This window comes from Duganella kummerowiae, from assembly GCF_053572355.1.
In genome coordinates this window covers 373,696-400,472 of record NZ_JBKFEH010000008.1, presented here as the reverse complement: position 1 = coordinate 400,472, position 26,777 = coordinate 373,696, and the positions used below count along the sequence as shown (strand labels likewise).

Annotated in this window: 26 protein-coding genes; 16 read left to right on the top strand and 10 right to left on the bottom strand. The window is 64.3% G+C overall.

What is annotated here, in order from left to right; translation table 11 throughout:
* Positions 1-98: 98 nt before the first annotated feature.
* Positions 99-1,397 carry an AAA family ATPase gene (locus tag ACLB1G_RS09650; RefSeq protein WP_491626981.1) on the top strand — a complete coding sequence of 433 codons (1,299 nt, stop codon included), beginning with the start codon at positions 99-101 and terminating at the stop codon, positions 1,395-1,397.
* Positions 1,394-2,005 carry an HNH endonuclease family protein gene (locus ACLB1G_RS09645; RefSeq protein WP_491626980.1) on the top strand — a complete coding sequence of 204 codons (612 nt, stop codon included), beginning with the start codon at positions 1,394-1,396 and terminating at the stop codon, positions 2,003-2,005. Before ACLB1G_RS09650 ends, ACLB1G_RS09645 begins: the two co-directional genes overlap by 4 nt.
* Before the next feature lie 31 nt (positions 2,006-2,036).
* Here ACLB1G_RS09645 and ACLB1G_RS09640 read toward each other — a convergent pair whose 3' ends face one another.
* Positions 2,037-2,708, bottom strand: coding sequence for a pyridoxamine 5'-phosphate oxidase family protein (locus ACLB1G_RS09640; RefSeq protein ID WP_491626979.1), 672 nt, complete (start codon positions 2,706-2,708; stop codon positions 2,037-2,039).
* 89 nt (positions 2,709-2,797) lie between these two features.
* Here ACLB1G_RS09640 and pdxR point away from each other — a divergent pair, with 89 nt between their 5' ends.
* Complete coding sequence (pdxR, locus tag ACLB1G_RS09635) at positions 2,798-4,327, top strand: MocR-like pyridoxine biosynthesis transcription factor PdxR (RefSeq protein WP_491626978.1); 1,530 nt, start codon at positions 2,798-2,800, stop codon at positions 4,325-4,327.
* On the opposite strand, the gene ACLB1G_RS09630 is transcribed toward pdxR, so the two are convergent.
* The 7 genes from ACLB1G_RS09630 to ACLB1G_RS09600 are packed head-to-tail and all read right to left on the bottom strand — an operon-like array spanning position 4,290 to position 12,412.
* Entirely contained in the window at positions 4,290-5,057 is a 768-nt protein-coding gene (locus ACLB1G_RS09630) for a spermine/spermidine synthase domain-containing protein (protein WP_491626977.1), read from the bottom strand. The genes pdxR and ACLB1G_RS09630 overlap by 38 nt on opposite strands.
* Positions 5,058-5,090: 33 nt before the next feature.
* Positions 5,091-6,446, bottom strand: coding sequence for a sensor histidine kinase (locus ACLB1G_RS09625; protein ID WP_491626976.1), 1,356 nt, complete (start codon positions 6,444-6,446; stop codon positions 5,091-5,093).
* Between the two features lie 6 nt (positions 6,447-6,452).
* A complete protein-coding gene (locus tag ACLB1G_RS09620) occupies positions 6,453-7,799 on the bottom strand; it encodes a sigma-54-dependent transcriptional regulator (RefSeq protein WP_491626975.1) in 1,347 nt (448 codons plus the stop codon).
* Between the two features lie 47 nt (positions 7,800-7,846).
* Positions 7,847-9,082, bottom strand: coding sequence for an FtsX-like permease family protein (locus ACLB1G_RS09615; protein ID WP_491626974.1), 1,236 nt, complete (start codon positions 9,080-9,082; stop codon positions 7,847-7,849).
* A gap of 11 nt (positions 9,083-9,093) precedes the next feature.
* Positions 9,094-10,407, bottom strand: a complete 1,314-nt coding sequence (locus ACLB1G_RS09610; protein ID WP_491626973.1) for an ABC transporter permease — start codon at positions 10,405-10,407, stop codon at positions 9,094-9,096.
* A 12-nt stretch (positions 10,408-10,419) separates the two neighbouring features.
* A complete protein-coding gene (locus ACLB1G_RS09605) occupies positions 10,420-11,127 on the bottom strand; it encodes an ABC transporter ATP-binding protein (RefSeq protein WP_491626972.1) in 708 nt (235 codons plus the stop codon).
* Positions 11,128-11,143: 16 nt separating this feature from the next.
* The gene (locus tag ACLB1G_RS09600; RefSeq protein WP_491626971.1) at positions 11,144-12,412 is read right to left on the bottom strand and encodes an efflux RND transporter periplasmic adaptor subunit; all 1,269 of its coding nucleotides are present in this window, start codon (positions 12,410-12,412) and stop codon (positions 11,144-11,146) included.
* Between the two features lie 193 nt (positions 12,413-12,605).
* On the opposite strand from ACLB1G_RS09600, the gene ACLB1G_RS09595 reads away from it, so the two are divergent.
* From ACLB1G_RS09595 to ACLB1G_RS09580, 4 genes are read left to right on the top strand one after another with little or no spacing between them, the layout of a single operon-like run.
* Entirely contained in the window at positions 12,606-14,183 is a 1,578-nt protein-coding gene (locus tag ACLB1G_RS09595; protein ID WP_491626970.1) for a MutS-related protein, read from the top strand.
* 54 nt (positions 14,184-14,237) lie between these two features.
* Positions 14,238-14,777 (top strand): GbsR/MarR family transcriptional regulator, encoded by a 540-nt coding sequence (locus ACLB1G_RS09590; protein ID WP_491626969.1) that lies wholly within the window; start codon positions 14,238-14,240, stop codon positions 14,775-14,777.
* A gap of 58 nt (positions 14,778-14,835) precedes the next feature.
* Complete coding sequence (locus ACLB1G_RS09585; protein WP_491626968.1) at positions 14,836-16,128, top strand: SDR family oxidoreductase; 1,293 nt, start codon at positions 14,836-14,838, stop codon at positions 16,126-16,128.
* A 3-nt stretch (positions 16,129-16,131) separates the two neighbouring features.
* Positions 16,132-16,596 carry a DUF2269 family protein gene (locus ACLB1G_RS09580; protein ID WP_491626967.1) on the top strand — a complete coding sequence of 155 codons (465 nt, stop codon included), beginning with the start codon at positions 16,132-16,134 and terminating at the stop codon, positions 16,594-16,596.
* 18 nt (positions 16,597-16,614) lie between these two features.
* Here the strand turns inward: ACLB1G_RS09580 and ACLB1G_RS09575 are convergent, their stop codons facing one another.
* Complete coding sequence (locus ACLB1G_RS09575; protein ID WP_491626966.1) at positions 16,615-18,480, bottom strand: phosphoethanolamine transferase; 1,866 nt, start codon at positions 18,478-18,480, stop codon at positions 16,615-16,617.
* 278 nt (positions 18,481-18,758) lie between these two features.
* Here ACLB1G_RS09575 and rpsL point away from each other — a divergent pair, with 278 nt between their 5' ends.
* The 8 genes from rpsL to ACLB1G_RS09535 all read left to right on the top strand — a co-directional run bounded on the left by rpsL (position 18,759) and on the right by ACLB1G_RS09535 (position 25,127).
* Positions 18,759-19,139: a 30S ribosomal protein S12 gene (rpsL, locus tag ACLB1G_RS09570; protein ID WP_072789456.1), complete on the top strand. Its 381-nt coding sequence runs from the start codon at positions 18,759-18,761 to the stop codon at positions 19,137-19,139.
* A gap of 114 nt (positions 19,140-19,253) precedes the next feature.
* Positions 19,254-19,724 (top strand): 30S ribosomal protein S7, encoded by a 471-nt coding sequence (gene rpsG / locus ACLB1G_RS09565; RefSeq protein ID WP_491626965.1) that lies wholly within the window; start codon positions 19,254-19,256, stop codon positions 19,722-19,724.
* Between the two features lie 111 nt (positions 19,725-19,835).
* Positions 19,836-21,941, top strand: coding sequence for an elongation factor G (gene fusA / locus ACLB1G_RS09560; RefSeq protein WP_491626964.1), 2,106 nt, complete (start codon positions 19,836-19,838; stop codon positions 21,939-21,941).
* Between the two features lie 71 nt (positions 21,942-22,012).
* On the top strand, positions 22,013-23,203 hold the full coding sequence (gene tuf / locus ACLB1G_RS09555) for an elongation factor Tu (RefSeq protein WP_491626963.1): 1,191 nt from the start codon (positions 22,013-22,015) through the stop codon (positions 23,201-23,203).
* Positions 23,204-23,328: 125 nt separating this feature from the next.
* Positions 23,329-23,646: a 30S ribosomal protein S10 gene (rpsJ, locus tag ACLB1G_RS09550; RefSeq protein ID WP_072786805.1), complete on the top strand. Its 318-nt coding sequence runs from the start codon at positions 23,329-23,331 to the stop codon at positions 23,644-23,646.
* A 148-nt stretch (positions 23,647-23,794) separates the two neighbouring features.
* Positions 23,795-24,637, top strand: a complete 843-nt coding sequence (locus ACLB1G_RS09545) for a DUF817 domain-containing protein (protein ID WP_491626962.1) — start codon at positions 23,795-23,797, stop codon at positions 24,635-24,637.
* Positions 24,638-24,712: 75 nt separating this feature from the next.
* The gene (locus tag ACLB1G_RS09540) at positions 24,713-24,910 is read left to right on the top strand and encodes a type II toxin-antitoxin system HicB family antitoxin (RefSeq protein ID WP_491626961.1); all 198 of its coding nucleotides are present in this window, start codon (positions 24,713-24,715) and stop codon (positions 24,908-24,910) included.
* 4 nt (positions 24,911-24,914) lie between these two features.
* Positions 24,915-25,127 carry a type II toxin-antitoxin system HicA family toxin gene (locus ACLB1G_RS09535; RefSeq protein WP_491626960.1) on the top strand — a complete coding sequence of 71 codons (213 nt, stop codon included), beginning with the start codon at positions 24,915-24,917 and terminating at the stop codon, positions 25,125-25,127.
* Here ACLB1G_RS09535 and ACLB1G_RS09530 read toward each other — a convergent pair.
* Entirely contained in the window at positions 25,063-25,875 is an 813-nt protein-coding gene (locus ACLB1G_RS09530; protein WP_491626959.1) for a PEP-CTERM sorting domain-containing protein, read from the bottom strand. The two genes, ACLB1G_RS09535 and ACLB1G_RS09530, sit on opposite strands and share 65 nt — an antisense overlap.
* Positions 25,876-26,118: 243 nt before the next feature.
* Here ACLB1G_RS09530 and rplC point away from each other — a divergent pair, with 243 nt between their 5' ends.
* Positions 26,119-26,775 (top strand): 50S ribosomal protein L3, encoded by a 657-nt coding sequence (gene rplC, locus ACLB1G_RS09525; protein ID WP_491626958.1) that lies wholly within the window; start codon positions 26,119-26,121, stop codon positions 26,773-26,775.
* Positions 26,776-26,777: the final 2 nt, after the last annotated feature.

Genomic DNA, 26,777 nt, shown 5'->3' with positions numbered 1-26,777 from the left:
TGGCCAAGTGTATGTATCTTCCCTGAATCGCCATGTACAACTAACATATGCGACACTATCAGATTAGGTAAGCGACTACGCTTGAGAAAGCTTGAAAAATGTTAAAAGAATTGCATCTTAAAAAGGTTGGTCCTTCAGAGACGCTAGACGTTCACTTCAAGCCCAGGCTTAATCTCTTAACTGGCGACAACGGCCTGGGAAAAAGCTTTCTGCTTGACATAGCGTGGTGGTCACTAACTAGACGATGGCCGCGTGACCTGAACAAGGAACTGGTAAGCGGTTATATAGCAAGGCCGGTTTCGGCGAAAGAGGCCAGCATTGAATTCGTAGTCGGAGGAAAGACCAAGAAGGATGTCCGCTATAAGAGTATTTTCTCTGCGCCAGATGAAGCATGGATAGGAAAGTCCGGGCGCCCTCACAATCCTGGCTTGGTTTTATATGCCATGGCCGATGGTGGGTTTGCGGTGTGGGATCCTGCACGGAATTATTGGAAAAAAGTAGGGAATGTGGATGTGCAGGATAGGGTTCCCGCGTATGTGTTCAGTCCAGGGGATGTATGGGATGGTCTGCAAAGTAGTGAGAAAGGAAGACTGTGCAACGGACTAATTCAGGATTGGGCTGGCTGGCAGAAGGAAGGTGGCGAGACGTTTGAGCTGCTGTGCAGGGTATTGGCACGCTTATCTCCATCAAAGGATGAGCTACTCAGGCCTGGGCCGCTTGAACGGATGAGTATCGATGATGTCAGGGATATACCTACATTAATCAGTCCACTAGGAAAGCCCGTTCGCATTCTCCATGCCTCGTCAGGCGTCCGTAGGATTGTTGCTCTTGCCTACTTAATGGTATGGAGTTGGCAGGAGCACAAGAATGCTGCAGGGCTGCTGGAAGAAGATACCGCTCAGCAGATTATATTTCTCATTGATGAGATTGAGGCGCATTTGCATCCTCGATGGCAACGCACTATTGTCCGTACCCTGCTAGACGTTGCGAGCGTACTTGGTAAGGCTGCCAAGGTTCAACTGCTAGTGGCCACACATTCGCCCTTGGTGATGGCATCCATGGAACCTCATTTCGAGGAGGATCTCGATGGCTGGTTCGACCTGGATCTGGTGAGGCATGCAGGTAGCGTCAATGACGTCCAGATAACCGAGCGCCACTTCACCAAAATGGGAGATGCTTCCCGATGGCTGGTGAGTGAAGCGTTTGACCTCGAGGCTGCCCGCTCGCTGGAAGCGGAAGATGCACTTGTCGAAGCTACCGAAATAATGAATTCACTTGGAAATAATCAGCCAGTGGCCAAGGGTAGGATAATGGCTGCCGAAAAAAAATTGGAAAACGCATTGTCCGACACAGATATTTTCTGGTCTCGATGGCGCCTTGCGTTGGAGCGGCAATGATTCCAGTCTTGCCGCAGCCTGAGCCTCTTGATTTTGATAAGAAAGTTAGAAGGCCAGGGCAGAAGTGGTTATTTAAAAAAATATATCCGCATCAACCACTCAATCTGCCTGCGCCTTCCAGGACAAGATTCCCCTCTCATTGGACCAAGGTGCTTTCTGAATTTCACGATGCCTATGGAGGAATCTGTGCATATCTGGGAACTTACATAAACCTGGGGGGTGGCGCTGCCAGCATGGATCATTTTGCGCCAAAGTCCAGAGCGGCAGGCCTTGCATATGAGTGGGACAATTTCCGTTTGGCGTGTTTATTAATGAATTCGAGGAAAAATAATTTTTCCGGGATTCTTGATCCATTTTCCATGCCGCCTGAAGTGTTTCACCTCGTGCTCGCGACAGGTAAAATCCAGACTAATCCAATATATGCCAAAACAGTTGTCGGGGCCGAGGCGGAAGAAACAATTTCGCGGTTGAAATTGGACTCCAAGGTAAATCGGGATGAGAGGGCGACATTGTTTGTCGAATATAAAAATGGCCATCGCTCTGCTTGGTTGATGCAGAAATATCATCCCTTTGTCTGGTCGGAGATTGTCAGGCAAGGACGGCAGTGAGCCGGCTTCATGATGTTCTGGATAGAACTGTTCATAGCATAGTTCTATTGCCTATCCAAGCTTCAACATAGCCCGGCACCGCCAGCCCGCAGCGCGGGTCCGTCACCGCAGGCTGGCGCTGCTGGGCGAAGGGCAGCACGCCCGCCCACGCCGGCCAGGCCAGGTCTTCCTCATCGTCGTTCGGGCCGCCGCTGCGGCATTTACAGCCCGCTTCATCCAGCGCAATGCGCAGCACCGTGGTGGCGGCGTATTCCTTGTCATTCCCCGGCCTTACCTCGGCCTGGCGGCCCGGCACCAGCTGCTCCATGAACGTCTCCATCGCACGGCGCCGCTCGGCCTCGTCGCGCACCACCTCGAACCGGCCGTAGATCATGGCCGAGCGGTAGTTCATCGAATGGCTGAACGCCGAGCGCGCCATCACCAGGCCGTCCAGGTGCGTGATGGTCACGCAGGCCTGGCTCTCAGCCAGCCGCTTGAGCATGCGGCTGCCGTTGGAGCCGTGGATGTACAGATGGTCCCCCTGGCGCCAGCAGGCGGTCGGGATGCAGTGCATGCCTTGCTCGTCGCCGAAGGCGATGTGGCACAGGTAGGCCGCATCGATGATGGCGTGCAAGGTGGCGCCGTCGTAATTGGCGTTCTTGGCGACGCGGCGTATACGGGTGCGTGCGCTGGGGGCCGTGGGGGCGGTGGCTGCTTCGTTCATGATCTCCATCCGGTATGTGTGAGATGCCAATATAATGCGATGCTGGCCCTGCAAAAAGGTCCAGCGATGAAAGATTTCATGGAGCCACGATGGATTACGTCCTGATGCTGGAACGCTATGCCCGTGAGCACGGCCAGCCCGGCTGGCCGCGCCAGCGCCTGCTGCACGAATGCCTGCGCGCCGCGATCCGGGACGGTGTGCTGGCCTCCGGATCGCGCCTGGTCGCCACCCGCGCGCTGGCGGAAGAGCTGGGCGTGTCGCGCAACACCGTGCTGTACGCCTATGAACAACTGGCCTCCGAAGGCTATCTGCACACCGACCGCCAGGGCACGGTGGTGGCCGCGCTGGCGCCCGAACGCCAGCGCGGCGCCACTCCACTCGCGGCTGCCAACGACGAAGTGACGGCGCCGGGCCTCTCGCGCCGGGCCCGTGCCCTGCGTCCTCCTTCGGAAAACGGCGGCCAGATGGGCGCCTTCGTACCCGGCGTCCCTGCGCTGGACCGCTTTCCGCTGACCCTGTGGCGGCGCATGCTGGAGCGCGCCCTGCGCAGCCTGACGCCGGCGCAGCTGAACTACGGCGATGCGGCCGGCGAGCCGCTGCTGCGCGACGCCATCGCCGATTACCTGCGCGCCGCGCGCGGCGTGCTGTGCACGGCCAGCCAGGTGTTCATCACGGACGGCACGCAGAGCAGCCTGGATCTGTGCGTACAGGCCTTTGCCGATGCCGGCGACACCATCTGGATCGAGAATCCCGGCTACGCGGGCGCCCTGGCGGCCAGCCGCGCCGGCGGCTTGCAGGTGGCGGGCATCGCGGTCGACGACGATGGCCTGGCCCCGACCCGGCAGGACTGGATGGAACGGCCGCCGCGCCTGATCTACACCACGCCCTCGCACCAGTACCCGGCCGGGACGGTGCTCAGCCTGCGGCGGCGCCTGGCCCTGATCGAGGCCGCGCGCGCGGCCGGCGCCCTGGTAGTGGAAGATGATTACGACAGCGAGTTCCGCCACGACGGTCCGCCGCTGCCCGCCATGCAGGGCCTGGCGCCGGACGCGCCTGTGCTCTACCTGGGAACCTTCAGCAAGACCATGTTCCCATCGCTGCGCATCGGTTTCGTGGTGGTGCCCGAGGCGTTGGCGGTGCCGCTGGCGCGTATGCGCGCGCAATCGCATGCACGCGGCCGGGTGGCGGAACAGCTGGCGTTGGCCGAATTCCTGCGCAGCGGCCAGTTCGCCCTGCACCTGCGCCGCATGCGCCGCCTGTACCGCCAGCGTCGCGATGCGCTGCAAGCGCTGTTGCATGTCCATATGGCGGGCATGGCGACGGTGCGTGGCGGCTCGGCCGGCATGCACCTGGTGCTGGCCTTCGACGATGCGCGCCTGGACGATGCCGCCATCAGCGCACAGGCGCGCGACTACGGCATCGTGGCCAATCCGCTCAGCCGCCACGACGTGCAGGGCGATTCTGGCTGGAAGGGACTGGTGCTGGGCTACGCGCAGGTGCCGGTAGAATACATGGAGGAGCCGGTGCGCCGGCTGGCGGCGCTGGTGCGGGAGGCCCTGGACGGCAGGCGCCGCCGCCCGCCTACTGGTGGTCCTGCATCCACTCCTTCAAGCCGTTGACCCAGTTCTTGGCCGGCAGGTTGTAGCGCCGCTTGATGGCGCCGGCGCGCTCGTACAGCACGCTGAAATCGATCGAGGGCGCGTGCTTGAAGGCGATCACGACGATGTTCGCGTCGTGCACCTCGGGCAGCCATACCACGGCGTCGAACACCAGTTCCATGTGCTGCAGGTTCTTGTCGTAGTTGGAGAATTCGCCAAAGACATTGGTGGTCATGATGCCGCCGTCGCGCAAGGTGTCGTAGCAAGCCTGGTAGAACTCGGGCGAGTCCAGCACCGGGCCGCGCGCCTCCTCGTCGTACAGGTCGACTTGCAGCACGTCCGCGCTGCCATGGTTGGCCGGGTCCATCACGAAATCCAGCGCGTTTTGTTCGCGCACGTCCAGGCGGGCGTCGTTGGGCGGCAGGCCGAACAGGGCGCCGCAGATGGCGATCACGTTGGGATTGAGCTCCACCGCGGTCACGCGCGCCTCGGGGAAGCGGTGGTAGCAGAACTTGGTCAGGGCCGAGCTGCCCAGTCCCAGCTGAACGATGTGGCGCGGCTGCTCGATGAACAGCATCCACATCATCATCATTTGCACGTATTCGAGTTCGATGGCGTCCGGCCGCGACAGGCGCATCGCGCCCTGCACCCAGGAGGTGCCGAGGTGCAGGCTGCGCACGCCCTCGAATTCGGTGATGGTGGCGGGCGGGTGGCCGGGCTGGTCGAAACGGAGTTGGGAGGTCTTGGACATGGCGCCAGTTTACCAGCCCGGCCGGGAAGGGGGTCAGTTGGTGGCCGGCTCCACCGGCAGGATCAGGCTGACCAGCAGGCCGCCGTCGTCGCGGTTGGCCAGGTGTATGCGGCCGCCGTGGGCCTCGGCAATCTCGCGCGCCAGCGCCAGTCCCAGACCGGTGCCGCTGCGCTTGGTGGAGTAGAACGGCACCAGCGCATTGGTCAGCACCGCCTCGCTCATGCCCGGGCCGCGGTCGGCCACGTCGATGCGCAGCGCGCCCTGGAGGCGGCGTACCTCCAGGCTGACCTGGTCGGCGGGCGAGCCCGATTCATGGGCGTTCTTGAGCAGGTTGAGCAGGGCCTGTTCCAGCTGGGCCGGATCGAACAGGGCCGGTTCCTGCGGCAGTTCGCCGGCCACGGTGAAGACGACCTCGCCCGACAGCCGCGCCAGGAAGCGCTGCCAGTCCTGCAGCTCCAGGCGCGGCGCGGGCAGCTTGGCGAAGCGGGCATAGCCCAGGATGAAGCTCTCCAGGTGGCGCGTGCGTTCCTCGATGGTGGCCAGGATTTGCGGCAGGCGTTCGGTCTGGCCGCGCCGCACCAGCTCCGCACCGGAGTGGGCCAGCGAGGTCAGGGGCGCCAGCGAGTTGTTGAGTTCATGGCTGATCACGCGGATGACCTTTTTCCACGTCTGCACCTCCTGCCGCCGCAATTCCTGCGTCAGCTGGCGCAGCAACAGCAGTTCGTGGCGGCGTCCGTTCAGGTTGAAACGGCGCCGCGCCAGGTGGAACACTTCTTCGCCATCCTCGGCGCCTTCGCCGGTGGAGGGCGTGGTGAACAGGCCGTCGCCGCCGCGCGCCAGCGCTTCGCGCAGGGCGGGCGCGGTGTGCTCCAGGATCTCGCCCAGCCGATGGCCTTCCAGGCGGCGGCCCTCGTTGAGCAGCTGGCGCGCGGCCACGTTGGCGTACACCACGGCGCCGTTCTCGCCGGTCAGCAGCATGGCCACCGGGGTGTTCTGCACCATGGTGTCGAGCAGGAGTTCGCGCTGCACCAGGTCCAGGCGCTGCTGGCGCAGCACCTGTCCCAGCTTGTTGTGGGCTGCCACCAGGTCGCTCAGTTCATCGTTTTGCGGCCAGTGCAGGCTGAAGGAAAAGTCGCCATCCTGGTAGCTGGTGACGGTGCCGGTCAGGGCGCGGAACAGCGACAGCATGGTCTCCAGCTGGGCGCGGATGGTGATGATGGACAGCGGCAGCACGCACAGCAGGCATACCGCCAGCACGTAGCCGGGATGGGCCGGGAAGAAGTGCGTGAGCGCCAGCGCGATCAGGATGCCGACCGCCACCAGGGTGCCGATCAGCGCCGTCCAGCGCGTCAGCAGCGACAGGCGGATGCCGAGGCTGCGGTCAGGCATGGCGCTTCACTGCCGCGCTATGCCGAGCCGCTCCATGCGGCGGTACAGGGCCTGGCGCGACAATCCCAGTTCGGCGGCGGCCTGCGCCACCACCCCGCCGCTGCGCGCCAGGGCGCGCGCCACGGTGTCGCGGTCCAGCTCACGCTCCGGTTCGGCCGCAACTGCCTGCGGCGCGGGTGCGGGTGGCAGCCCGAGGTCGGCGGCCTTGATCACATCGCCGCCGGCCAGCAGCGAGGCGCGCGCCATCACGTTCTTCAGCTCGCGCACGTTGCCGGGCCAGGGATGGGCCAGCAGGGCCGCCTGCGCCGACGGGTGCAGGCTCTTTTGCGGCCCCAGGAAGCTGGCAGCCAGCGGCAGGATGTCGGCCGGGCGCGCCGCCAGCGCCGGCAGGCGCAGCTCGATCACGTTGAGGCGGTAGTACAGGTCCTCGCGGAAGCTGCCGGCCCGTATCATGGCTTGCAGGTCGGCGTTGGTGGCGCTGATCACGCGCACCTTGACCTGCCGTTCGCGGTTGGAGCCGAGCCGCTCGAAGCGGCCTGTTTCGAGCACCCGCAGCAGCTTCATTTGGCCGGCCAGCGGCAAATTGCCTATCTCGTCCAGGAACAGGGTGCCGCCGTCGGCCGCCTCGAACTTGCCTTCGCGCGCCTTGGAGGCGCCGGTGTAGGCGCCGGCGTCGGCGCCGAACAGCTCGGCCTCGATCAATTCGGAGGGCAGGGCGCCGCAGTTGAGCACCACGAAGGGGCCGTCGCGCACCGAGGAATTGGCCTGGATAATGTCCGCGATGCGCTCCTTGCCGGTGCCGTTCGGTCCCGCGATCAGCACCGGCACGTCGGCGCGCGCCACCTGGCAGGCCAGGTGCACCACGCGCTCGGTGGCCGGGTCCTGCCACACCATGCCGCGCAAATCGTAGCCGCTTTCCAGCTCGTGGCGCTGGCGCTGCTCGCTTTGCACCCGCTGCTGCAGTGCGCGCCGGGCCTGCCCCAGCTCGATGAGGTTGCGCACCGTGGCGATCAGCTTGTTGTCGTCCCAGGGCTTGGCCAGGTAGTCGGCGGCGCCTGCCTTGACCAGGTCGACCGCCGCGTCCAGGTGAGTCCAGGCCGTCAGCAATATCACCGGCAGCTCCGGATGGCGGGCGCGGATGGCGCGGAACAGGGCCGTGCCTTCCTCACCCGAGGTGGTGTCGGCCGTGAAGTTCATGTCCTGCAGCACCAGGTCGACGCTGTGCCGCTCCAGCAGTTCCAGCCCGGCTTCGGGCGAGGAGGCGCACAGCGCGGCAATGTCGTGCAGCGAGAACAGCACTTCCAGCGCCACGGAGACGGCCGCGTTGTCGTCGATGATCAGTACAGTAGGCATGCCGTTAGCATAGCATTGTCGCGCCGGACCGGGGCCGGGTTGCGCCATCATGCGCTGCGGGTGGCGGTGGCCGGCGAAATGCTGGCGGCGCGCCACGCCGGGCCGTACACGGCGGCCACGCCCAGCAGCCAGAACACGCCGGCCCCGCCCAGCAGGTAGGCGGGCGGAAGGCGCGTCAATTCCAGCTGGCTGACCAGCAGCTGGTTCAGGGCCAGCGCCAGCAGCACGCCGGCGGCGATGCCGGCGCTGGTGATCATGAAGTTCTCGGTCAGGAAGTAGCGCAGGATGTCGATGCGGCGCGCGCCCAGGGCGCGCCGCACGCCGATCTGCTTGCGGCGCTGGGTGACCCACAGGCTGGCCATGCCGACGATGCCGCTGGCGGTCACCAGCAGCAGCAGCACGCTGACGGTCAGCAGCATCCAGGCCAGGCCCTTGTCGGCGCGGTAGCGGGTGGCCCGCAGCTCGTTCATGGTGCGCACCTTGACGATCACCGGCAGCGTGGAGTTGGCGCGGATGGCTGCTTCGGCCTCCTTGATCACGCGGTCCAGCTGGCCGGGCTCGGCGCGCAGGGTGTAGTTGAACGACCTGCCGCCGGTGGCGCGCAGCGGGATCAGCACCGAGTATTCGCCGCTTTCCGTGATTTGCGCGTTCGGCGTCTGCAGCTTCTCGACCACGCCGACGATGCGGGCTTCGCGCGCCTTTTCACCGGTGCCGAAGTACATGGATTTGCCCACGTAGCTGGTGGCGCCGGGCCACAGCTTGGCTGCCAGCTTGCGCGTGACGATGGCGATGCCGTCGCCGTCCTGGGTGATGTTCTGGTCGATCTCCGGCACCTCGTTGGGCAGGAAGTCGCGGCCCTCCACCAGCTGCAGGCCCCAGGTCTTGACCAGCGAATCGGCACTGCGGTAGATGCTGGCGGTGGTGGTTTCGCTGTCTTGCTTGCGGCTGGTGGCCATGCTGGTGTAACTGCCGGAGCGTGACAGCGGCATTTGCCAGGAACTGGCCACGGACAGCACGCCGGGGACGGCGCGCAGGGTGGCGGTGTCGCGCCGCTGGATGGCCAGCTGCTGCTCGTGGGTGCCGGCTTCGAGCTGGCGCACCTGCAGCGCGAACACGTCCTGCTCGTTGGCCAGGCCGCTGTCGCGCGCCGAGACGGCCAGCCGCACCTGCACGATGTACAGGGCATTGGCAAGGATGGCCAGGCTCAGGGCGACCTGCACGGCCACCAGCAAGGGACCGGTCTTGCTGCGCAACAGGGCGGACAGGATGGGACGGATTTCCATGGTGATCTCGCTTATTGGGATTTGAGTTGCAGCGCCGGCGTGACCTGGCAGGCGCGCCAGGTCGGCAGCAGGCCGGCCAGCACCGCCGAGGCCACCGCCATGGCGAAGGTGGTCAGCAGCATGATCCAATCCATGTGCGCCACCATGGTCAGCGCTTTCGACTGCGTGCCGATCAGGGCCAGCGCGCCAAACGCCAGCGCCAGCCCGAGCACGCCGCCGACCAGGCCGACCACCGTGGTCTCGATCAGGAACTGGGTGAAGATTTCGCGGCGCGAGGCGCCCAGCGCGCGGCGTATGCCGACTTCCGCCGCGCGCACCGAGAACTTGGCCAGCAGCAGGCCGATGGTGTTGACCAGGCACAGGACCAGGAAGCCGAACGCCAGCCAGGCCGACAGCTTGCTGTCGTTGCCGACCACCTTGAGGTGATCCAGCCATTCGCGCACGTCATACAGCCGGTTGGGGGCGGCCCGTTTCAGGCGGCCCAGCTTGCGCTGTTCGTTGGCATAGCTGTCCAGGAAGCTTTGCAGTTCGGCACGCCCGCCGGCGCGGATCTCGAACCAGAACTGTATCCAGGTGCACTCCGACTCCAGGAAGGACTTGAAGCCGGGCGCCACGTTGCCGGTGCAGCTGGTGCTGCCGTTGCGCTGCATCTCGTGGCGGATGGCGGTGGCGAACGGGATGTACATTTCATCCTCGTCGACGAAGGCGCCGTCGTCGTTGCCGATGATGCGGTGGAAGCGCGGCACCACGGTCCAGGTATCGAGCACGCCCACGATCTGGAACTGGAAGCCGCCCATCTTCATGCGCCGCCCCACCGGATTGGTGCTGCCATACAGTTTTTCAGACAGCCGGCGGCTCAGCACCACCACGTCGTTGCCGGTCTTGTCGTCGGACGGGGTCCAGCCCTGGCCATACAGGAAGGGCGCGTCGAACATGTTGAAAAAGTCGCTGGTCGGCGCCAGGCCCTGGGCCATGAAGGCGCCCAGGTCCTTGCGTTCCGGCTCGACCGACTGGGCGATGCCGTAGATGGCGGTGCGGCGCTGGCCGGCCTGGCTGCCCAGCAGATTCATGGCGTCCGGATAGCTCATCTGGTCGTCGTTGGGCTCGTCGCCCGGCTTGTAGCCGTCGGCCGGGGCGTTGTCGATCAGCGGCACCAGCAGGCGGCTGCTCTTGTCGGGTATGGGGTCGCCGGACATCACGTGCAGGATGGTCAGGGTCGACACGCTGGCCGCCACGCCGATGGCCAGGGTCAGCACCATCAGCGCGGTCAGGGCCGGGTTGCGGCGCAGGCTGCGTACACCCAGTAGGAAGTAGTATTGGAACATGCCGGGATCTCCTTATGCCACTTGGCCCACGGTGTTCAGCGAGGACGGCTTGCGCACCAGGTCCGACACCTGGCCGTCGATGATGTGCACATTGCGCTGGGTGCGCACGGCCAGCTCGGGATCGTGGGTCACCATCAGGATGGTGGTGCCGGCCGCGTTGATCTCCTCCAGCAGCTCCATCACGCCGCGCGCCATTTGGGTATCCAGGTTGCCGGTCGGTTCGTCGGCCAGCAGCAGCTTGGGCGAGCCGGCCAGGGCGCGGGCGATGGCCACGCGCTGCTGCTGGCCGCCGGACAGCTCGGCCGGGTAGTGCTTCATGCGCGAGGACAGGCCGACCTTGGCCAGCGCATCCTCGATGCGCTCCTTGCGCTCGGCCGCGTTGAAGCCGCGGTAGCGCAGCGGCACGTCGACATTGTCGAACAGCGACAGGTCGGGGATCAGGTTGAAGCCCTGGAAGATGAAGCCCAGCTTTTCGTTGCGCAGACGCGAGCGGGCGTTATCGTCCATGCCCTTGACGTTGACGCCGTCGAGCACGTATTCGCCATCGGTGAATTCCTCCAGCAGGCCGGCGATGTTCAGGAAGCTGGTCTTGCCGGAGCCGGATGGTCCGGTGACGGTGACGAACTCGCCCTGCTTGACGTCGATCTCGAAGCCGCGCAGCGCGTGGGTCTCGATCATGTGGGTGCGGTACACCTTGCTCAGGTTTTTCATGCGCAGCATAAGGGCCTCTCGGAGTTTACTGGTTGATCGAGACGCGTTCGGCGTTCTCAAAGGTTTCGGTACCGGCGATGACTATCCTGTCGCCCTGTTTCAGCCCGCCGAGGATCTCGACGGCGGAAACGCTGGTGGCGCCCAGCTTGACCGGGACGCGCACCGCCAGGCCGTCGCGCACCACATAGGCGTAGCGGCCGCCCTCGGACTCGACGAAGGGGCCGCGCTGCACCATCAGCACATTGGGCTTCTCATCGATCAGCAGGCGCGCCGTGACGCGCTGGTTCTGGCGCAGCGCGGCCGGCTGCTCGCCGTTAAAGCGCACCCGCGCCAGCACCTGGTTCTTGACCACTTCCGGCGGCAGGGCCGACAGCTTGCCCCTGGCGGTGCCGGTGCCATAGTTGATTTCCGCCGTCATGCCCAGGCCCAGGTCGGACACATAGGTTTCCGGCACTTCCAGCTCCACCTCCAGGCGCGACAGGTCGACCAGCGTCATCAGCGGGGTATTGGCCGGCACCACGCTGCGGTTGGCCACCGACAGGGTGCCGATGAAGCCATCCACGGGCGCGCGCACGGTCAGCTCGTCGACCCGGCGCTGGGCGTTGGCCAGGGTGCTGCGCTGCTGCTCCAACTGCTTGATCTTCGATTCCAGTTCCAGCGCCACGTTGTCGCCTTCCAGGGTGGAAGCCTGCTCCGCGTGTTTGGCGCGGATCGCGGCCGAATTGAGCGCGTCCTTGGCCTTCTGGTATTCGATCTTGGCGATGATGCCCTCGTTGCTGACGGCGTCGTAGCGCTCCAGCGTGCGCTGGGCCGACAGGCGTTCGATTTCGGCGGTGTCGGCGTCGCGCTGCGCCAGCAGCTTCTGCTTGCGCGCCAGGATGCGCTGGCGCGCCACGTCGGCCTCGATCTGGGCGTAGGCGGCTTGCTCCTTCTTCAGCGCGTCGGACAGGTCGGGCGATTCCAGCACCGCCAGCACGTCGCCCTTCTTGACCGTGTCGCCGGCGTTGACCTTGAGCGTGACGGTGGCCAGCGAGGGCGCGTACAGGGTGGGGCTGACGGCGGCCACGATGCGGCCGTTGACGGCGGCGTCGCGCACCAGGGTGCCGCGTGCCACCTCGGCGATGCGCAGGCGCGAGATGTTCACGGAGTGGTCGCTGGCGCGGTAGGTGTGCACCAGGTAGGCCGCCACGGCCAGCACGGCGGCGGCGCCGGCGGCCCACAGCAGGCGGCGTCGGGTGCGCTGGCCTGGCGGCGCGGCGATGACCTGGTCTTGATGGGAGGTGTCGCGTATCATGATCTTCAGTGGTGGTCGGATGCGCAACGTTATGCAGGAAGCGTGCCACGCTTAAGTCATTGATTTTTAAAGGCGGCCGGCGAGTGTGTACGCTGTCCGCAGTGTCCGTGGCCGTGTCCGCGCGGCGGCGCCGGACTTGTGAATTGCACAATCGTTCCCATGTCGGGGGCCATACCCATCACCGGCTCCCCGCATGTCCCTGTCCTCGCGCCTGATCGCCCTTCTGCCCCCCGCGCAGCCCGAACCCATCGATTTCCCCTTCGTGCCCAGCGACGTCGCCCTGTACCGGCGCATCGCGCAGCCGGATCGCCAGCTGGTCGACGCCGCCACCTGGGACGATATGCTGCTGCAGGATTACAGCGCCGTGCTGGCGCGCCAGACCGGTATCCACGGCCAGCAGGAGCTGCACCGGCGCCTGCATGGCGGCGACGGTCCCGACACGGTGGCCGCATCGGCGCAGAGGGTGCGTGAGCTGGTGGCGGACCCGCAGCGGCAGGAAGTCTTGCGCCAGGCTTGCCTCGGCCTGCGCCGTACCGAGCGCGAAGTCAGCGAGACCCTGTTCGGGCCGGAGCTGCCGGCCACGCCGGGCTGGGTTGCCACCCTGGCCTGGTTCCCGCATTTGTTCCTGCTGTCCGCCGTGGCGGCGCTGGTGACCGGCTTCCTGCCCTTGTGGGGCGTGGCGCTGGCGGTCTGGCTGGTGCTGATGGGGATACAGGCGCGCTGGCATGAGGCGGTCAGCGGCTGGAAGCCCATTGTCGCCACGCTGCAGCAGCAGCTGCGCGCCCACAGCCTGCTGGCGCGGCTGGACGATGCGCTGGCCGAGCCTTTCCGCGCCGGGGCCGAGCAGGTGGGGCGTATCAACCGCGCCTTGCCGGTCAACCCGGTCCTGCAGCTACCGCTGATCAAGGAGTATGCGGACTGGATCATGCTGGCCGATACCCGCCATTACTTCGCCAGCCGCGCCCTGGTGCGGCGCGAGATTGCATCGCTGCGCGCCAGCTTCCGCCTGGTGGCCGGGCTGGAGGCGGACCTGGCGCTGGCGCGCCATTTGTCGTCCGCGCCGCGCTGGTGCTGGGCCGAGGCGGGCGAGGAGCTGAGGCTGGAGCAGGTGGTGCATCCGCTGCTGGAGCAGGCCGCGCCGCTGACCTTCGCGCCCGGGCGCCAGGGCGTATTCATCTCGGGCCAGAACGGCATCGGCAAGAGCACGCTGCTGCGCACGGTGGGCCTGAACCTGGTGGCGGCGCGCGCCTTCGGTTTCTGTTACGCGCAATCGGCGGTCACGCCGCTGCTGCCCGTGTATTCCAGCATGCAGCCGGAAGACTCGCTGGGCGGCGGCGAGAGCCTGTACCTGGCCGAACTGCGGCGCGCGCAGGAACTGCTGGCGCTGTCCCAGCAGGGAGCGGCGCTATTCCTGATTGATGAGATCTTCCGGGGCACCAATCACCTGGAATCGGTGTCGGCGGCGGCCGCCGTGCTGGATACGCTGGCGCAGTCGGGGCGGGTGATCGTGTCCTCACACAACCTGGTGCTGGCCTCCCTGCTGGCGGACAGCCTGGAGCCGTGGTGCGTGTCCGCCCCGGACGGCGACCGCGGCCGCCTGCAGCTGCGGCCCGGCGTCCTGCAGGACACCAACGGCCTGGCGCTGCTGGCCACACGCGGTTTCGACCCCGGAATCCAGTCCAAGGCCCGCCGCGTGCATGACTGGCTGAGCGACTACCTCGCCCATCCTGCGGATTGCCGGGACGTGCTGGCTGCCGCTCCATCTGATTGACGCCGCACTCCTGAAGTTCTATTATTTCTGTAAAGAGAGAAATAAGGACTTGACATGGTCATCACCCCCACCATCCAGAAATACATCCTGCACTGGGGCGAAATGGGTACGCGCTGGGGCGTGAACCGCACCGTGGCGCAGATCCATGCGTTGCTGTTCCTGGCCAACGCGCCCATGCCGGCCGAGCAAATCGCCGAGACCCTGGGCGTAGCCCGCTCCAACGTCAGCAACAGCCTGAAGGAACTGCAAAGCTGGGGCCTGGCGCGGATCGTGCACCTGCCGGGCGACCGGCGCGACCATTTCGTGGCGCTGCAGGATGTCTGGGAAATCTTCCGCATCATCGTGGAAGAGCGCAAGAAACGCGAGATCGACCCGACCCTGACCGTGCTGCGCGAGTGCGCCCAGGACGCCGAGCACGATGGCGCCATGGAAGCGGCCACCAAGGCCAAGATGGAGCAGGTGCTGGCCTTCATGGAAATGCTGACCGCAACCTATGGCGACTACAAGCACCTGCCGCCCGCCACCATGCAGCGCTTCCTGAAAATGGGCGGCAAGGTGGCGCGCCTGCTGGGGGGCGACGACGACAAACGCTGATTTTTTTTACCCACCAATTTCTGTTTCGACAGAAATTACAGATGAATTCGGAGGCCATATGAAGGTGCTGAAGGTGCTGGTGCTGGGAGCGACAGGACTGATAGGCAGCCACGTGCTGCGGGCATTACGGGCGGCGGGCTGCGTGGCGGTGGGCGCCAGCCGGCGCCGGCCCGAGGGCGAAACGCCGGACAGCTGGCATGCGCTGGACTTCGGCGCCATGACCGACACCAGTGACTGGGATGGCGTGCTGTCCGGCGTGGACGCCGTGGTCAATTGCGTGGGCATCATCCGCGAGGCGCGCGAGGGCGATTTCGACCGCCTGCACCGCGCCGCCCCGGTGGCGCTGTTCGCGGCCTGCGAGCGGCTGGGTGTGCGGCGCGTAGTGCAGGTGTCTGCGTTGGGCAGCCATCCGGACGCGGAGACCGGCTACTGGCGCACCAAGGGCGCGGCCGAGGCCGACCTGCGCGGGCGCCGCCTCAGCTACGCCATCGTGCGGCCTTCGCTGGTGTATGGCGACGATGGCGCCAGCAGCGTGATGTTCCGCACCCTGGCCACGCTGCCGCTGCTGGCCATGCCGGTGGCGCATACCGCGCGGGTGCAACCCATCCATGTCGACGACCTGGCCGAGGCGCTGGTCAAGCTGGTGCTGGCGCCGGATGCCGCATCCACTGAGCTGGCCCTGGTCGGGCCGCGCGCCGATACCATGGCCGGCTATCTGGCCTCGCTGCGGCGCGGCATGCGCGCGCCAGCGGCGCTGGTGCTGGACCTGCCGCTGCCCATCGCCCGCCTGACCGCGCGGCTGGCGGCGCTGATCCCGTCCAGCGCGCTGACCCCGGACGCGCAGCTGATGCTGGAGCGCAGTACCGACGGCAGCAACACGGCCGACGCCGCGCCGGCGCGCGCCCTGCTGGGGCGCCCGCTGCGCGATCCCGGCAGTTTCACCCAGCCGTCCCAGCGCGCCGACGCGGTGCTGGCCTGGGGCGCGCCGCTGCTCACGCTGGCCATGGCAGTATTGTGGCTGTGGACCGCGTATGTGTCCTGGTTCGGTTGGCCACATGAGCAGAGCCGCGCCTGGCTGGCGGCCTGCGGCATCCCGGCCGCGCTGCAGGAGCCGGTGTTGTTGGGCGCGACCCTGGCCGATGCGGCGCTGGGCCTGTTGTTGTTGGCCTCACTGCTGCGGCCGCGCAGCTGGGTGTGGGCGCTGCAGCTGCTGCTGGTCGGTGTGTACACGCTGCTGCTGAGCGCCTTCCTGCCGGACTTTTGGCTGCATCCCTTCGGGCCGCTGAGTAAAAACCTGCCGCTGCTGGCATTGATGGCGGTCATGTGGCGCGTGAGTGCGCGCAGGAGCTGAAGCATGGAATATCTCGCCATCAAATGGGCCCACATCCTGTTCTCGACCTTGCTGTTCGGGACCGGCCTGGGCACGGCCTTTTTCATGTTCTTCACCAACCGCAGCAGGAACGTGCAGGCCATTTCGGTGGTGACGAGATTGGTGGCGCTGGCCGACTGGTGCTTCACCACGCCCACCATCATCCTGCAGCCGCTATCCGGCTACTGGATGATGCGGCTGGCCGGCTACCCCATGCACACGCCCTGGATCATGTGGTCGTTCGCCCTGTACCTGCTGGCCGGCGCCTGCTGGCTGCCGGTGGTGTGGCTGCAGCTGCGCATGCGCGACATGGCGCGGCTGGCGGCGGCGCAAGGCCAGGCGCTGCCGGCGCGCTACTGGCGCTACGAGAAGATCTGGACCGCGCTGGGCTTCCCGGCCTTCTTCGCGCTGGTCGTGGTGTACTGGCTGATGGTGCACAAGCCGGCCTGATCCGGCTTATGACCCCGCTTACTTCTCCTGCCTGAGCGGCTTGGCGCGGTCGATGACTTCGCGGCAGTCGCCCTTGAAGCTGGCGTTGTCGTAGTTGGTCCAGCCGTAGCTGTCGACGTAGCGCTTGTGCGGTTTGAAAGCGGCGCTGGCGAAGCTCCAGTCCAGCTTCTGGCCCGGATACACGATGTCGCCCAGGTCCAGCAGGGTGTGGAAGATGTTCTCGGTGGCCAGGCGCGCCTTGCGGTGGCGCTGCAGCTGTTCGATCTTGCCGGGATAGCGCTCGCGGTACTGGTCGGAGTACCACACCAGCGCCGGCACGTGGAATTCGAACTGCGTGTTGTGGCCATGGAAGGCCAGGTTGCAGCTGTTGTCGTACAGGGTCTGGCCGTGGTCGGCCACGTACATCATGGCGGCCAGCTGATTGCTATCCTTGAGCTGTCCCACCACCCGGGACAGGAACCAGTCGGTGTACAGGATGGAATTGTCGTAGCTGTTGTTGAGCTGCGGCTTGATCTTGAGGTCGGTGTAGACCGGCTTGTCCACTCCGAACAGCGAGGGCTGCCACTTGTCGAACTCCCTGGGATAGCGCTGGCTGTAGTTCCAGTGGTTGCCCAGGGTGTGCAGCACGATCAGTTTCTTTTTGGCCGGATCGGCCATGGCCAGGCGCAGCGGGTCCAGCAGGATCTGGTCGAAGTTGGAGTTGTTGGTGAAGCCGCCCAGGTTCATGAACTGGATCACGTCGGCTTCCTTGGCGAACACCGACACCGGCGTGTCGAACTGGCCGAAGGAGATCTGGTTGGACAGCCACCAGGTCTTGAACCCCGCCTCCTTGTAGGCGGTCAGGAAGGATTTCTCGTAGAAGCCATCCTTCAGGCTTTGCATGGCCGGCTTGCGCGAGATGATGACCGGCACCGACAGCCGGGTGGCCGATACCGGGGTGATCATGTCCGCCAGCGTGATCAGGTTGGCCTCGTTCTTCAGCAGCGGATTGGTGTCGCGCTTGTAGCCGTTCAGGCTCCAGCGGTCGTAGCGCGACGATTCGCCGATGACCATCACCACCACTTCCGGTTCCTCGCTGGGTTCGGCCTGGCGGGCGTTGAAACGGAAGCTGCTGCTGCGCCGGCCCAGGTCGGCCAGGTAGACGCGCTCCTTGTAGAAGTCGTAACCGCGTCCCATCAGGCCGAACGGCCAGGCGCTGTTGTAGGCGCCGGCGTCCAGCGGCGAGCGGGCCCACCAGGGCAGGGCGGTCCAGTGCCAGCCCAGATGGCCGGCGGCGGCGATGGCCGGCACCGAGGGCGCCTCGTCTTCCTCCTCCTCGTCCGAGGCCGAAGCGGAAGCCGCCGAGGACGCCGCCGAGGATGCCGAAGCATGAAAGGCCGGCCTGGCCGCCACCCCGAATTCCCAGCCATACGCGAGCACCCCGGCCAGCACCAGCAGCACGCCCAGCGCGGCCCAGCGGGTCCAGCCGCGCCACGCCAGCAGGCTGCCGCGCCAGGCCAGGCGCCAGGTGAGCGCCCACCACGCCAGCACGGCCAGCATCACGGCCGCCATCCACCACACTTTCCCGCCCAGGAATTCCATGGACTCCTTGGGACTGGTCTCGGCAATGATGCCCAGGTGGTGGGTGCTGATGCCCTGGCCGTAGAACTTGAACAGGTACAGCTCGGTCGGCAGGGCCAGGAAGGCCGGCAGCAGCAGCCAATGGAACCAGGCCGGGCGCTGGAACACGGCCCACACTGCCAGCCACAGCAGGGCGCTGGCGGCGGCGATGCGCCACGGTTGCTCGACGTGGCCGCCCAGCAGCAGCGGCACATAGGGCACGGCGGACAGCAGCAGATAGCTCAACAGCAGGAACAGGGAGGCCGGGCGCAGCAGGGATCGCATAATTACTGTCAGGATGGGATTGCCTGCTATTATCGGTCGTTTCTTGCCCTTTCAGCCAGTATTCCAGCCGCCACAAGCGGCAAAAGTGATTGACGGACTTTTGACACCCGTCTATACTCGCGAGTTCTCAATTTATTCTGCGCATCGTATACGCATCGTAGCCGCTCCCTCTGGAGAGCGGCTTTTCGCGCCTGCGCTGGGCATGAATCGGGAATCAGATTTCGCCCCCGGATGGTAGTCCGGGTTATTAACGTTGTAATTTTGTTGGATTTAGAACGATGCCAACCATCAATCAACTGATTCGCCAACCACGCACCAAGCTGGTCGTGAAAAGCAAATCGCCGGCGCTGGAAAACAGCCCGCAAAAACGTGGCGTATGCACCCGTGTGTACACCACCACCCCGAAAAAGCCTAACTCGGCACTGCGTAAAGTCGCCAAGGTGCGCCTGACCAACGGTTTCGAAGTGATTTCGTACATCGGCGGTGAAGGCCACAACCTGCAGGAACACAGTGTCGTGCTGCTGCGCGGCGGCCGTGTCAAAGACTTGCCGGGTGTGCGTTACCACATGGTTCGCGGTGCACTGGATACCCAGGGCGTCAAAGACCGTAAGCAGGCGCGTTCGAAATACGGCGCCAAGCGCGCCAAGGCCAAGAAGTAATCTTGCACATTAAATATTGAGTTGAGCCGGCCGCGAGGCCGAGTAAGTGGAAGGCTATGATGGCCTCCCGCGAGTGCCGAACAGAAGCACTCAACTGAAGATAAAGGAATTAACATGCCACGTCGTCGTGAAGTACCCAAGCGCGAGATCCTGCCTGATCCGAAATTCGGCAGCACTGATGTCGCCAAATTCGTGAACGTTCTGATGCTGTCCGGTAAAAAATCGGTCGCCGAGAACATCATCTACGGTGCCTTCGAGCACATCGCCGCCAAGTCCGGCAAAGATCCGCTGGAAGTGTTCGCCACCGCCATCAACAACGCCAAGCCGCTGGTCGAAGTGAAATCCCGCCGCGTCGGCGGCGCCAACTACCAGGTGCCCGTCGAAGTGCGTCCGGTGCGCCGCATGGCCCTGTCGATGCGCTGGCTGCGTGAAGCTGCCAACAAGCGCAGCGAAAAATCCATGCCTCAACGCCTGGGCGGTGAGCTGATGGAAGCGGCTGAAGGCCGCGGCGGCGCGATGAAGCGCCGTGATGAAGTGCACCGCATGGCAGAAGCGAACAAGGCGTTCTCGCACTTCCGCTTCTAATAAAAATCGGCCGGGCGTGCCCGGCTGTCATCTGTTGTTCGAGGCCGGGCTCATTTTTTCACTGAAAAAAATGGTGCTCGGTTTTGTCCATTCAAAGATTTAGGATTAATTATGGCCCGCAAGACTCCCATCGAGCGCTACCGCAACATCGGTATCTCCGCTCACATCGATGCAGGTAAGACCACCACCACCGAGCGCGTGCTGTTCTACACTGGCGTGAACCACAAGATCGGTGAGGTTCACGACGGCGCCGCCACCATGGACTGGATGGAGCAGGAACAGGAACGCGGCATCACCATCACTTCCGCAGCGACCACCTGCTTCTGGAAGGGCATGGCGAACAACTTCCCCGAGCACCACATCAACATCATCGACACCCCCGGCCACGTGGACTTCACCATCGAGGTGGAGCGTTCCATGCGCGTGCTGGACGGCGCCTGCATGGTCTACTGCGCCGTGGGCGGCGTGCAGCCGCAGTCGGAAACCGTGTGGCGCCAGGCTAACAAGTACAAAGTGCCGCGCCTGGCCTTCGTGAACAAGATGGACCGTACCGGCGCCAACTTCTTCAAGGTCTACGAGCAGATGCGCGCTCGCCTGAAAGCCAACCCGGTCCTGATCCAGATCCCGATCGGCGCCGAAGACAACTTCAAGGGCGTGATCGACCTGGTCAAGATGAAAGCCATCATCTGGGACGACGCTTCCCAGGGCATGAAGTTCGACTACGTGGACATCCCGGCCGAGCTGGCCGATTCCGCCGCCGAGTGGCGCGAGAAGATGGTCGAAGCCGCCGCTGAAGCGAACGAAGAGCTGATGAACAAGTATCTGGAAGAGGGCGAACTGTCCGAAGCCGAGATCAAGAAAGCCCTGCGCGACCGTACCATCGCCTCGGAAATCGTCCCCATGATGTGCGGCACCGCCTTCAAGAACAAGGGCGTGCAGGCCATGCTGGACGCCGTGATCGAGTACCTGCCGTCGCCGGTGGACATCGCCGCCGTTGCCGGTACCGATGAAGACGAACAGCCGGCCACCCGCAAGGCAGCCGACGACGAGAAATTCTCGGCGCTGGCCTTCAAGATCATGACCGACCCGTTCGTCGGCCAGCTGGCCTTCTTCCGCGTGTACTCGGGCGTGATCAACGCCGGCGACACCGTCTACAACTCGGTCAAGGGCCGCAAGGAACGCCTGGGCCGTATCCTGCAGATGCACGCCAACCAGCGTGAAGAGATCAAGGAAGTGCGCGCCGGCGACATCGCCGCCGCCGTGGGCCTCAAGGACGTCACCACCGGTGAAACCCTGTGCGACCCGGCCTCCATCATCACCCTGGAGAAAATGGTCTTCCCCGAGCCCGTGATCCAGCAGGCCGTGGAACCGAAAACCAAGGCCGACCAGGAAAAAATGGGCCTGGCGCTGAACCGCCTGGCACAGGAAGATCCGTCGTTCCGCGTCAAGACCGACGAAGAGTCGGGCCAGACCATCATCGGTGGTATGGGCGAGCTGCACCTGGAAATCATCGTGGACCGCATGAAGCGCGAATTCGGCGTGGAAGCCACCGTCGGCAAGCCGCAGGTGGCCTACCGTGAAACCATCCGCAAGGGTGTGTCCGACGTCGAAGGCAAGTTCGTCAAGCAGTCCGGCGGCCGCGGCCAATACGGCCATGCCGTGCTGACCGTCGAACCGCAGGAGCAGGGCAAGGGCTTCGAGTTCGTGGACGCCATCAAGGGCGGTGTGATTCCCCGTGAATACATCCCCGCAGTGGAAAAAGGCGTGCGTGAAACCCTGAGCACCGGCGTGCTGGCCGGCTACCCGGTGGTGGACGTGAAAGTGACCGTGACCTTCGGTTCGTACCACGACGTGGACTCGAACGAAAACGCGTTCCGCATGGCTGGCTCGATGGCCTTCAAAGAGGCTTGCAAGCGCGCCAGCCCCGTGATCCTGGAGCCGATGATGGCCGTGGAAGTGGAAACGCCGGAAGACTACGCCGGTACCGTGATGGGCGACCTGTCGTCCCGCCGCGGCATGGTGCAAGGCATGGACGAAATCCCTGGCGGCGGCGGCAAGATCATCAAGGCCGAAGTTCCGCTGTCGGAAATGTTTGGTTACTCGACCACCCTGCGTTCCGCAACCCAGGGCCGTGCGACCTACACCATGGAATTCAAGCACTATTCCGAAGCGCCCAAGCACGTGATCGACGCGATCGTCACCGCTAAAGCGAAGTAATTGTTAAACCGGCCGGGGGAGATCCTCCCGGCCTGGCGTACCTTAAATCATAGTTCTAAGGAAGAATCAAAATGGCAAAAGAAAAGTTCGAGCGGACTAAACCGCACGTCAACGTAGGCACCATCGGTCACGTCGACCACGGCAAGACCACCCTGACCGCCGCTATCGCAACCGTGCTGTCGAAAAAATTCGGCGGCGAAGCCAAGGCCTACGACCAGATCGACGCTGCTCCTGAAGAAAAAGCACGCGGCATCACCATCAACACCGCCCACGTCGAGTACGAAACCGCGACCCGCCACTACGCCCACGTGGACTGCCCCGGCCACGCCGACTACATCAAGAACATGATCACCGGCGCGGCCCAGATGGACGGCGCGATCCTGGTGTGCTCGGCCGCCGACGGCCCGATGCCCCAGACCCGTGAGCACATCCTGCTGGCCCGCCAGGTGGGTGTTCCCTACATCATCGTGTTCCTGAACAAGTGCGACCTGGTGGACGACGCCGAGCTGCTGGAACTGGTGGAAATGGAAGTGCGCGAACTGCTGTCGAAATACGAGTTCCCCGGCGACGACCTGCCCATCATCAAGGGTTCGGCCCGTATGGCCCTGGAAGGCCAGCAAGGCGAACTGGGCGAAGACTGCATCATCCGCCTGGCCGACGCCCTGGATTCCTACATCCCGACCCCGGAACGTGCCGTTGACGGCGCCTTCCTGATGCCAGTGGAAGACGTGTTCTCGATCTCCGGCCGCGGTACCGTGGTGACCGGCCGTGTCGAGCGCGGTGTGATCAAGGTCGGCGAAGAGATCGAAATCGTCGGCATCACCGACACCGTGAAAACCACCTGCACCGGCGTGGAAATGTTCCGCAAGCTGCTGGACCAGGGTCAAGCCGGCGACAACGTTGGCCTGCTGCTGCGCGGCACCAAGCGTGAAGACGTGCAGCGTGGCCAGGTGCTGGCCAAGCCGGGTTCGATCAAGCCGCACAACCACTTCACCGGCGAGATCTATGTGCTGTCGAAAGACGAAGGTGGCCGTCACACCCCGTTCTTCAACAACTACCGTCCGCAGTTCTACTTCCGCACCACCGACGTGACCGGCTCGATCGAGCTGCCGGCCGACAAAGAAATGGTGATGCCTGGCGATAACGTGTCGATCACCGTCAAGCTGATCAACCCGATCGCCATGGAAGAAGGCCTGCGCTTCGCTATCCGCGAAGGCGGCCGTACCGTCGGCGCCGGCGTGGTTGCCAAGATCATCGCCTAATTTTTAAGCGTTGATGTTCAAGGGCTGGCATGGTGTGTTACCATGTCGGCCCTTGCTGTAGAAGATCGTTCTTTTTAAAAATGCTGGCGCTACAAAGTTGCCAGTTCGCTCTTTGAGGAAATATCATGACCGTTACCAATCAAAAAATCCGTATCCGCCTGAAGGCTTTCGACTACAAGCTGATCGACCAGTCCGCCCTGGAAATCGTGGATACCGCCAAGCGCACCGGCGCCGTGGTCAAAGGCCCGGTTCCCCTGCCGACCCGCATCCAGCGTTTCGACGTGCTGCGTTCCCCGCACGTGAACAAGACCTCGCGCGACCAGTTCGAAATCCGCACCCACCAGCGCCTGATGGACATCGTGGATCCGACCGACAAGACCGTTGACGCCCTGATGAAGCTGGACCTGCCCGCTGGCGTGGACGTCGAAATCAAGCTGCAATAAGTTTCATGGCTGGGTGGCGGCAACGCCATCCTCCCCCAGGAAGCCGGTACCGCTCGCGCGGACCGGCTTTTTTGTTGGCGCCGGGGTGCTTGCCATCCGGCAGACGCTGCCTTATCGTAGGGCGCTTCACAACACCTTGGACCGCGCCATGCTGGCAGCCCTGGATCTCCATCTCTTGAACGGCGCCGCCCGGCCCGGGCTGCGCGGCCTGCCGCGCTTTGTGCTGGAGTTCCTGTACTTCGGCATCAAGGAGGCGCGCGCCTGCCTGTTTGCCGGCCTGTTCTTCGGCGCCGTGTTCCTGGTGCCGCGCACCGGCCTGTTCGGCCTGCCACGCTACGATGTGCTGCTGGCGGTGGCGCTGGCGATACAGGCCTGGATGGTGTGGGCCAGGCTGGAAACCATCGACGAGCTCAAGGCCGTGACCCTGTTCCACCTGGTCGGTTTCGCCTTGGAGGCGTTCAAGGTCTCGGGCGCCATCCAGTCCTGGAGCTATCCCGACTTCGCCTACACCAAGGTGCTGGGAGTGCCGCTGTTCTCCGGTTTCATGTACGCGGCCGTGGGCAGCTACATCATCCAGGCCTGGCGTCTGTTCGATCTGCGTATCCGCCATCACCCGCCGTACTGGATGGCGGTGCTGATCGCGTTGCTGATCTACGCCAACTTCTTCACCCATCACTATATCGGCGACTACCGCTGGTATCTGGCGGCCTGTGCGTTGGGCCTGTACGCCCGCACCACGGTGGTGTTCCGGCCGCTGGACCGCGAACGAGGCATGCCGCTGGCGCTGTCCTTCGTGCTGATCGGCTTCTTCATCTGGCTGGCGGAAAACATCAGCACCTTCTGGCAGGTGTGGAGCTACCCCAACCAGCTGGGCGCCTGGTCGGCGGTCCACGTCAGCAAATGGAGCTCGTGGTCGCTGCTGGTGGTGATGACCTTCACCATCGTGGCCCACCTCAAGCACATCAAGGCCAGCATCCACGTGCCCGAGTGATGGCGCCGGTACTGATACGCCGCAAAATGACCAGCCATGGAGCGGGCGTACAATGGCCGTTTTGCAGGAGGTGCCATGCGTTACCGTGTCTTGTTGAGATATACAGAAGAGGGCTACAGCGTGGGCGTACCAGCCTTGCCGGGCTGCTGGTCGCAGGGGGCGACGGAAGAAGAGGCGATTGAAAACATCAAGATTGCCATCCAGGAGTATTTGTCCGTGATCGAGGAGCAGTTCCGCGATCCGGACGTGAAGGAAGTGGAAGTGTTGGTGTGAGGCCGTGGTCAAGATCCCCGGGATCAACCATCTGGACGCCGTGCGTGCGTTGCAAAAGGCAGGGTTCCGTATCGAGCGCCAGGGGCGCCATATCATCATGAGCAATGGCGCCCGCGTTGTTGTCATTCCCCGGCATAACCCCATCCATGCCTTTACGAGGGCAGGTATCGCCAAGGATGCCGGGTTGACGCCACGGCAATTCCTCGACTTGCTGTGAGGCGTAGCGCCCCCAGCGCCAGGCCGGCCAGCAGCATGGCCCAGGTGGCCGGTTCGGGCACGGCGGCCACCGCCACGTCGGTGTATGCCAAGAAGTTCAGGCTGACCGCCAGGCTGGTGTTGCCGGGATTGGCAAAGGCCAGCAGGAAGGCGTCGTCGCTGCCGGCCCAGGTCGTATTCTCGCCCCAGACCAGGGTGCTCTCGCGGGTCAGGTAGCTGACCGTGGTCATGTTGCGGTCGCTGATGTCGACCGCCGCCCAGGTGAACACCCGGTAGCCGGCCCCGTCCAGGCTGCGGCTGGCCTCGGTCCAGACCTGGCCGCCCACCGTCAGCAGCGTGTGCGGCGCCAGCGTCAGCCACAGGCGCTGCTCGCTTTCACCGCTGGCCGCGTTGTCCAGGCCCAGGCTGGCGTTGGCCGCCGTCCAGGCCGATACTGCGCCCAGGGCGCCCGTCACGCCGGCGCCGGCCAGCGTGGAACCCAGCGCAGCCTCGATCCGGCTGGCCGTGGATGGCGCCGGGTAGCTGATCTCGCGCTCGAAACTGCCGCCGCTGTTGCGGGTGTCGGTGTAGGCAATCAGCCGGCTGTTAAACGAGTCGATGCGGTAGGCGGCGGCGCGGCCGTCGTCCGGGGTCAGGTCGATCACGCCCAGCGTGACGGCGCTGATGCCGGCGCTGGCCTGGGCAGCGGCCTGGGCGCCGCCGCCATGGACGGCCAGGGCCAGCAGCAGGGCGGGGAAGAGGGCTTTCATGGGAGCTCCGGTAGTGGTGGAACAGCCATGCTAGCGGCCGGTCTCCAGGTGCCCCTTGAGGCGGCGCAGCGGCTGTGCAAACTTTGTGCAACAGACCACGACATACCTCGTATTTAGTTGTTGCGTCAAGGGTCTTTTCACGCTAAACTAGCCGGCTTCGGTATGGATACGTCTTTTTATGGTCCGTACTTTTTTAGTAGTTCAACATATCCCCGCCCAATCGTAGGTGGGAATGGAGAAAAAATGAGCCTTGGCCTCCTCGGTCGCAAGGTTGGCATGATGCGTATCTTCACCGATGACGGGGATTCGATTCCTGTCACCGTGCTGGACGTGTCGAACAACCGTGTTGCGCAAATCAAAACCCCTGAAGTGGATGGTTACTCCGCTGTTCAGGTCGCTTTCGGTCAACGTCGCGCTTCCCGCGTGACCAAAGCCGTCGCTGGTCACCACGCCAAAGCTGGCGTCGAAGCTGGTACTCTGCTGAAAGAGTTCCGCGTTGACACCACTAAAGCTGCCGAACTGAAAGCCGGCGAAGTCGTCGCCGTGTCGCTGTTTGAGGTCGGTCAAAAGATCGACGTGCAAGGCGTCAGCATCGGTAAAGGCTATGCCGGTACCATCAAGCGTCACAACTTCGCCTCGGGTCGCCAGACCCACGGTAACTCGCGTTCGCACAACGTTCCTGGCTCCATCGGTATGGCCCAGGATCCGGGCCGCGTGTTCCCCGGCAAGCGCATGACCGGTCACATGGGCGACGTCACCGTCACCGTGCAGAACCTGGAAATCGCCCGCATCGACGCCGAGCGCTCGCTGCTGCTGGTGAAGGGTGCCGTTCCTGGCGCCAAAAACGGTCAGGTCGTGGTATCGCCCGCCGTTAAAGTCAAAGCTAAGAAGGGAGCTTAATT

Coding starts and splice junctions, on each gene's coding strand:
- ACLB1G_RS09650 (WP_491626981.1), top strand. CDS start 99: ATGTTAAAAGAATTGCATCTTAAAAAGGTTGGTCCTTCAGAGACGCTA.
- ACLB1G_RS09645 (WP_491626980.1), top strand. CDS start 1,394: ATGATTCCAGTCTTGCCGCAGCCTGAGCCTCTTGATTTTGATAAGAAA.
- ACLB1G_RS09640 (WP_491626979.1), bottom strand. CDS start 2,708: ATGAACGAAGCAGCCACCGCCCCCACGGCCCCCAGCGCACGCACCCGT.
- pdxR (WP_491626978.1), top strand. CDS start 2,798: ATGGATTACGTCCTGATGCTGGAACGCTATGCCCGTGAGCACGGCCAG.
- ACLB1G_RS09630 (WP_491626977.1), bottom strand. CDS start 5,057: ATGTCCAAGACCTCCCAACTCCGTTTCGACCAGCCCGGCCACCCGCCC.
- ACLB1G_RS09625 (WP_491626976.1), bottom strand. CDS start 6,446: ATGCCTGACCGCAGCCTCGGCATCCGCCTGTCGCTGCTGACGCGCTGG.
- ACLB1G_RS09620 (WP_491626975.1), bottom strand. CDS start 7,799: ATGCCTACTGTACTGATCATCGACGACAACGCGGCCGTCTCCGTGGCG.
- ACLB1G_RS09615 (WP_491626974.1), bottom strand. CDS start 9,082: ATGGAAATCCGTCCCATCCTGTCCGCCCTGTTGCGCAGCAAGACCGGT.
- ACLB1G_RS09610 (WP_491626973.1), bottom strand. CDS start 10,407: ATGTTCCAATACTACTTCCTACTGGGTGTACGCAGCCTGCGCCGCAAC.
- ACLB1G_RS09605 (WP_491626972.1), bottom strand. CDS start 11,127: ATGCTGCGCATGAAAAACCTGAGCAAGGTGTACCGCACCCACATGATC.
- ACLB1G_RS09600 (WP_491626971.1), bottom strand. CDS start 12,412: ATGATACGCGACACCTCCCATCAAGACCAGGTCATCGCCGCGCCGCCA.
- ACLB1G_RS09595 (WP_491626970.1), top strand. CDS start 12,606: ATGTCCCTGTCCTCGCGCCTGATCGCCCTTCTGCCCCCCGCGCAGCCC.
- ACLB1G_RS09590 (WP_491626969.1), top strand. CDS start 14,238: ATGGTCATCACCCCCACCATCCAGAAATACATCCTGCACTGGGGCGAA.
- ACLB1G_RS09585 (WP_491626968.1), top strand. CDS start 14,836: ATGAAGGTGCTGAAGGTGCTGGTGCTGGGAGCGACAGGACTGATAGGC.
- ACLB1G_RS09580 (WP_491626967.1), top strand. CDS start 16,132: ATGGAATATCTCGCCATCAAATGGGCCCACATCCTGTTCTCGACCTTG.
- ACLB1G_RS09575 (WP_491626966.1), bottom strand. CDS start 18,480: ATGCGATCCCTGCTGCGCCCGGCCTCCCTGTTCCTGCTGTTGAGCTAT.
- rpsL (WP_072789456.1), top strand. CDS start 18,759: ATGCCAACCATCAATCAACTGATTCGCCAACCACGCACCAAGCTGGTC.
- rpsG (WP_491626965.1), top strand. CDS start 19,254: ATGCCACGTCGTCGTGAAGTACCCAAGCGCGAGATCCTGCCTGATCCG.
- fusA (WP_491626964.1), top strand. CDS start 19,836: ATGGCCCGCAAGACTCCCATCGAGCGCTACCGCAACATCGGTATCTCC.
- tuf (WP_491626963.1), top strand. CDS start 22,013: ATGGCAAAAGAAAAGTTCGAGCGGACTAAACCGCACGTCAACGTAGGC.
- rpsJ (WP_072786805.1), top strand. CDS start 23,329: ATGACCGTTACCAATCAAAAAATCCGTATCCGCCTGAAGGCTTTCGAC.
- ACLB1G_RS09545 (WP_491626962.1), top strand. CDS start 23,795: ATGCTGGCAGCCCTGGATCTCCATCTCTTGAACGGCGCCGCCCGGCCC.
- ACLB1G_RS09540 (WP_491626961.1), top strand. CDS start 24,713: ATGCGTTACCGTGTCTTGTTGAGATATACAGAAGAGGGCTACAGCGTG.
- ACLB1G_RS09530 (WP_491626959.1), bottom strand. CDS start 25,875: ATGAAAGCCCTCTTCCCCGCCCTGCTGCTGGCCCTGGCCGTCCATGGC.
- rplC (WP_491626958.1), top strand. CDS start 26,119: ATGAGCCTTGGCCTCCTCGGTCGCAAGGTTGGCATGATGCGTATCTTC.